General features: G+C 47.3%; 6 protein-coding genes. 2 read left to right on the top strand and 4 right to left on the bottom strand.

Annotation, left to right across the window (positions count from 1 at the left end; all coding sequences use genetic code 11):
• The coding region (locus tag PSI15_RS09530) for a hypothetical protein (RefSeq protein WP_273583332.1) at positions 1 to 421 on the top strand (421 nt) is incomplete at its 5' end.
• A 121-nt stretch (positions 422 to 542) separates the two neighbouring features.
• Here PSI15_RS09530 and argH read toward each other — a convergent pair.
• From argH to argC, 4 genes are all read right to left on the bottom strand, one after another.
• Entirely contained in the window at positions 543 to 1,925 is a 1,383-nt protein-coding gene (argH, locus tag PSI15_RS09525; RefSeq protein WP_273583331.1) for an argininosuccinate lyase, read from the bottom strand.
• 39 nt (positions 1,926 to 1,964) lie between these two features.
• Complete coding sequence (locus PSI15_RS09520; RefSeq protein WP_273583330.1) at positions 1,965 to 3,191, bottom strand: argininosuccinate synthase; 1,227 nt, start codon at positions 3,189 to 3,191, stop codon at positions 1,965 to 1,967.
• A 26-nt stretch (positions 3,192 to 3,217) separates the two neighbouring features.
• Complete coding sequence (gene argB, locus PSI15_RS09515; protein ID WP_273583329.1) at positions 3,218 to 3,991, bottom strand: acetylglutamate kinase; 774 nt, start codon at positions 3,989 to 3,991, stop codon at positions 3,218 to 3,220.
• Positions 3,992 to 4,059: 68 nt separating this feature from the next.
• Positions 4,060 to 5,064: an N-acetyl-gamma-glutamyl-phosphate reductase gene (gene argC, locus PSI15_RS09510; RefSeq protein WP_273583328.1), complete on the bottom strand. Its 1,005-nt coding sequence runs from the start codon at positions 5,062 to 5,064 to the stop codon at positions 4,060 to 4,062.
• 116 nt (positions 5,065 to 5,180) lie between these two features.
• Between argC and argE the strand changes: the two genes are divergently transcribed.
• Positions 5,181 to 6,338 (top strand): acetylornithine deacetylase, encoded by a 1,158-nt coding sequence (argE, locus tag PSI15_RS09505; protein WP_273583327.1) that lies wholly within the window; start codon positions 5,181 to 5,183, stop codon positions 6,336 to 6,338.
• The last annotated feature ends 117 nt before the right edge of the window (positions 6,339 to 6,455 follow it).

Here is a 6,455-nt window from a genome sequence, read left to right as displayed (position 1 = left end):
TTACTCTGCTATCCCGTTCTCGATACTGACATCCTATATTATCTATAAAACTAAGAAACAATGGATCTACTTTTTCTTTAGCCCCCTTATTGTTTTATTTGGCGTTGCTAACATGATCTACTGGAAAGATCATCTACCACTATTTTTAATTATCATGGGAATTGGCTCAGGAATTTGCACAGGCGTTGCTTTTATCACCCCGCTATTAAGATTTAAGAACCCATTTAATGTGACAAAAACCAATGCAATGATGCAATCCATTGGTTACCTCATTGCATTTATATCTCCCCTTTTGTCATCCTATATTTTCGAGAAAACAGCTCAATGGGATTATGTACTGTGGATGGTTTTAGTGGCCTTAGTAGTACAAACACTAATTGGAATCCCGCTTGGAAAAAAACAATATTTAGACAATGAATAAAAATGTCCCATCGGACTGGATATTACATTATGCAGAAAAGCCATTCACTCCCCGCTCAGCGAGGAGTGAAAGATAACAAATATAAAATACAACTCTCCCTTTTATACAGGAGAGTTTTATATTAACGATCTTTTCTCATTAACTGCTTTGCTTCTGCAATCGCTTGCTTCACCTGTTGTTGCGCTACGCCCCCTTTTGCCAGACGCTTGTCCAAACAAGATTGCAGAGATAAAACGTCATAGACGTCCACCGAAATAACCTGGCTAAATTTTTGCAATTCAAGCAGAGAAAGCTCTTCCAGTGCCTTACCCCTGCCAATCGCCGCAACGACAACTTCCCCCACAATGTGATGTGCCTCACGGAATGGAACGCCTTTTGCCACCAGATAATCAGCCAACTCGGTTGCATTGGCATAGCCCTGTTTTGCCGCCTCCTTACAACGGGCATGTTTGACTTGAATGCCATCCAGCACCAATATCGCCATGTGCAAACAATCCAGCCAGGTATCCAGTGCATCAAACAAACCTTCCTTATCTTCCTGCATATCTTTATTGTAGGCGAGAGGAAGCCCTTTCAGCGTCATCATCATCCCCGTTAATGCTCCCTGAACCCGGCCACACTTGCCACGGATAAGTTCCAGCGCATCCGGGTTTTTCTTCTGCGGCATCAGGGAAGAGCCGGACGTAACCCGATCTGACAACTCAACAAATCCGGCTTCTCCGCTATTAAAGAAAATCAGATCCTCAGCAAAACGCGAAAGATGGATCATGCTAATGCTCGCATCGGACAGCAGTTCCAGGACATGATCACGATCAGAAACACTGTCCAGACTATTGCTTGTCGCCGAGGCAAAACCGAGCCAGCCAGCCAGTTGCTCACGATCAATAGCATAAGCCGTTCCTGCCAGCGCCCCGCATCCCAACGGGCTGACATCCAGCCGCCTTAAGGCATCCTGCAACCGGGTTTCATCACGACTGAGCATTTCCACATACGCCAAACACCAATGGGCAAACGTGACCGGTTGCGCCCGCTGCAAATGGGTATAACCGGGCATAACAGCATCCTGATTATTTTCAGCCGTGAATACCAATGCTTGTTGCAACTCAGCTAAGGCTTGCAGAATATGGACGATCTGGTCTTTGCACCATAATTTCAGGTCAGTGGCAACCTGATCATTACGGCTGCGCCCCGTATGGAGTTTCTTACCCAAATCGCCCACTTTGGTGATAAGTTGCCCTTCTACCCAACTGTGAATATCTTCCGCATCGCTTTGCAAAATGGCCTTGGGGTTAGCTCGCACTTCATCCAGTAGCTCATTTAACGCTGATTCCAGCTTTTGCTGCTCTTCGGAAGTTAATACTCCTACTGTCACCAATGCCTTTGACCAGGCAACCGAACCAACAATATCCTGTTGTGCCAAACGATAATCAAAATGCAGTGAATCATTAAATTGCTTGAACCGCTGATCGGCTTCCTGACTGAAACGCCCGCCCCAAAGTGCCATAATCTCGTTCCTGTTCTTTGTTTAATTGATTGCCAAGCGTTAATTGCCCGAAAATGACTTTTTGCCGTTCAGTGCACGAATGCGTGAAGAAAGCGAATAGAGGCGAATAAACCCTTCGGCATGGCGATGATCGTAAACCTCATCTTCGCCAAACGTGGCGAACTCTTCAGAATAGAGGCTATTGGCTGATTTTTTCTGCACTGCCGTGACCTGCCCTTTATACAGTTTCAGGACAACTTCACCGCTGACACTGGCGGCCAACACTTCTGCTGCCGCTTGAATTGACTGCCGCAAGGGGGTAAACCAACGGCCATCATAAACAACATAAGACATTTCCAGTCCCAATTGTTGACGCCATTTGAAGCTATCGCGATCCAAAACCAGTTGTTCAATGCCACGCAATGCTTCCATCATGATGGTTCCCCCCGGCGTTTCATAACAACCACGGGATTTCATGCCGACCAGACGGTTTTCCACGATATCGATTCGGCCAATGCCATGTTTGGCACCCAAGCCATTTAACTGGTCAAGGCATTGATACGGTGACAGCGCCTGACCATTCACGCCCACCACTTCACCTCTTTCAACGGTCACGGTGACATATTCTGGCTCATCGGGCGCTGCCTCTGGCTCTGCGGTCCACACCCAACAATCTGGATTGGCCTCATTCCACGTGCTTTCCAAAACCCCACCTTCGGTTGAAATATGCCACGCATTTTCGTCACGGCTATAGATTTTTTCCAGCGTTGCGGTTGTCGGGATATCACGCACTTTCAAATAGTCCAGCAACGCTTCACGGGAACGCAGATCCCATTCCCGCCACGGGGCAACCACTTTCAGATGCGGTGCCAATGCGGTATAAGTGCTTTCAAACCGAACCTGATCATTACCTTTGCCGGTTGCGCCGTGAGCGACGGCATCCGCACCGACTTTCAGTGCCAGTTCAACCTGTGCCTTGGCAATAATTGGGCGAGCCATTGATGTACCGAGCAGATAACTGCCCTCATAGAGAGCGCCGGTTTTCAGCACGGGATAAACATATTCTTTGATAAACGCTTCTCGCAAATCAACGACGTGGCATTCAGAGGCACCGGAACGTAATGCCTTCTGCTCCACACCCTCCAGATCTTCGCGGCTTTGGCCGACATCCGCGACAAACGCAATCACTTCGCAATTGCCATAATGCTCTTTCAACCACGGAATAATGGCGGAAGTATCCAAACCACCGGAATACGCCAGAACAATTTTCTTAATGCTTTGAGTCATAGGGATAACCTTTTTAATTTTGTTTATTAAGCTGAAATTCGTGTGCCAATAGGGATGCCATTAAATAACGCAATCAACTGATCTGCATGGCGCCAGCTCGCGATATCCACGGGTTGTCCGAGTATTTTTGCCGCCTCCAACGCGGCATTCACCTTCACTATCATGCCGTCAGTGATAATGCCTTGGTCGATAAGCTGCTCGATCTTCTCTGCCGTAGCTTCCGGGATTTTTTGCCCTTTCCCATCCAAAATACCGCTGACATCGGACAGCAAGATCAAATCCGCATTCAGCACTTGTGCAATGGCCGTTGCCGCTTGATCCGCATTCACATTCATCAGTTCACCCTGTTCAGTGATACCAATGGAGCTGATAATCGGCATATAGCCCAAATCCAGCAAAATTTTCAGCAGATCAGGTTTTCCCGCTTGCGCCTTTCCCGTGTGACCGAAGTCGGCATCAAGTTGAGAAACCTTCACGGTTCCACCATCCCCCAGACATAACCCGATGGCAGGCAGACGAGACTTTGTTGCCCATGCCAGCAATTTTTTGTTGGCGGTTCCGGCTAATGTCCCTGTAATAATGTCGATTTGATCCTCTGGCGTGATCCGCAGGCCTTGTTTCTTCAAAATGGGCATCTGCAATTGCTGCATCAGTTCATCAACCAGACAACCACCGCCATGTACAATCACCAGCGGGCGTCGATGGGTTTTTCGGTATAACTGTAGTGTGGTAAATAACCGTTCCAGCGCTTCTTCACTGTCTAATAACACACCACCCAACTTGATTACTAACGGCTCCATCGGATTTATCCTCTGTCGGTATTAATATCGGTAGGAATCTTAATTTTTCGGCATTCAGTCATTAGAAATTAAAGCAATGCCAGCGTTTCCTCATACCCCAAACGAATGTTCATACACTGTACTGCTTGTGCCGCTGCACCTTTCAACAAATTATCCTCCGCCCCCACGATAATCAGGTGCTGCCCCTGAACAGCAAAACCAATATCGCAGAATGGCAAACCCACCACCGCTTTCAACGCGGGAAACCCGTTGTCATATAAACGCACCAGTGGCTTATCATGATAGGCCTGCTGATAAGCCTCTCTCACTTGTGCTTCTGTCACACCCGATTTCAATTTACAGGTGATTGTGGCAAGAATACCGTGGGAGAAATTGCCCAAATGCGGGGTGAAAATCACTTCTGTCCCTAAATGGGTGGCAATTTCAGGTTGATGGCGATGGTTAAAAACCCCGTATGCTTGCAGGCTCACTTCACAAAAGCTATTTGTGATCGAGGCCTTCCGGCCCGCGCCACTGACACCACTCACCGCATTGATAACTGGCCACTGTTCTGTATCTAATAAATTTTGTTCAAGCAACGGCTTCAAGGCGAGTTGGGAAACTGTCGGGTAACAGCCGGGCACGGCAACCAATTGTGCTTGCTTAATTTTCTCTGCTTGCCACTCGGCCAACCCATATACTGCTTGCGCCAACCACGCAGCATTTTTATGTTCGAACCCGTAGTATTTTTTATAGAACTGTGTATTTTGTACGCGATAGGCACCGGATAAATCAAACACAATACATCCTGCTGCCAGAAATTCCGGGGCAATATCATGGCTGACTTCATGGGCAGTCGCGAGGAAGACCACATCAATCCCCTTTGCCGTCTCAATCACATCGGTCAACGGCTGTAAGGGCAAATCAAGTATTCCCTTATATTGAGGATAAAGTGCTGAAAAACATTTCCCCGCATCTAAACTTTGAGAAGAAACCCACAAGCCGGAAAGATGGACATAGGGATGACGTTGTAGATATGCTGCTAACTCAGCTCCGGTATAACCACTGGCACCTACTATCAGCGTATTCAACATGGGATTTATTCACCTTATAGTATTAACCCAATCGTATTAATTCCACCACTGAATTGCATTTGTATGCAATTAATTTGCATGAATATTGATACTATTATGAGTAAGGGCTGTCAACAGTGAATATGAAATTACCGTCTTTTATTAAATTATATCATCAGCTCATTGCAGCTCCTTCTATCAGCGCTACCGATGCTGAACTGGATCAAAGCAATGAAGTTGTTATCAATCTGCTGGCGGAATGGCTAAAAGAGATCGGATTCGCCATTGAAATTCAACCCGTCCCTGAAACACGAGGTAAATTCAATCTGCTGGCAACATTAGGCCGTGGTTCGGGGGGGTTACTGCTATGCGGCCACACCGATACCGTTCCTTTTGATGCAGGGCGCTGGACCCAAGATCCCTTCACCCTGACCGAACGCGATGGCAAGTTATATGGGCTTGGCACGGCTGACATGAAAGGCTTCTTTGCTTTTATCATTGATGCTTTGCGGGATATTGATATCAGCAAGCTGTCTCATCCCCTTTATATTCTGGCTACCGCTGACGAAGAGACCTCAATGGCAGGCGCCCGTTACTTTGCTGCCAATACCAACATTCGGCCTGATTTTGCGATCATTGGCGAACCCACATCATTACAGCCAATTCGCGCCCATAAAGGGCATATCGCCCATGCGATCCGCATTGAAGGAAAATCAGGGCATTCCAGCGATCCGGCTCGCGGTGTCAATGCCATTGATCTCATGCACGAATCCATTACCCAACTGATAGCACTACGCCACACCTTACAAGAACGCTACCACAATCTCGCGTTTGTCATCCCTTATCCGACCATGAATTTCGGTCATATTCACGGTGGTGATGCTGCAAATCGCATTTGTGCCTGCTGTGAACTGCATATGGATATCCGCCCGCTGCCTGGATTGACCTTGCAGGATTTGGATGAATTGCTAAATGACGCACTCGAGCCAGTAAAACAGCGCTGGCCGGGTCGCCTGAGCGTGACAGAACTTCATCCCCCCATTCCGGGCTATGAATGCCCGACAGATCACAAACTGGTCGGCGTGATTGAAAAACTTTTGGGAATAAAAGCCGATACCGTCAATTACTGTACAGAAGCCCCTTTTATTCAGGAATTGTGCCCTACATTGGTCTTAGGCCCGGGATCGATTGAACAGGCGCATCAGCCCGATGAATTTTTGGATATGGCGTTTATTGAACCAACAAGAAAACTGCTTTCACAGCTTGTGCAGCACTTTTGTTTGAGTGCAGCTTAATTTTCACTACACATAACCCCGATGGAGACATTGGGGTTTTTCGCTACCTATCTCCCCCAACATGAATTTCTTTCCTGATCACTTTGAATATTCCTCATTGGGAATAAGCCATTTCTC

Source organism: Xenorhabdus sp. PR6a (genome assembly GCF_028599065.1).
Lineage (GTDB): Bacteria > Pseudomonadota > Gammaproteobacteria > Enterobacterales > Enterobacteriaceae > Xenorhabdus > Xenorhabdus doucetiae.
This window is presented reverse-complemented; position numbering and strand designations above follow the sequence as displayed.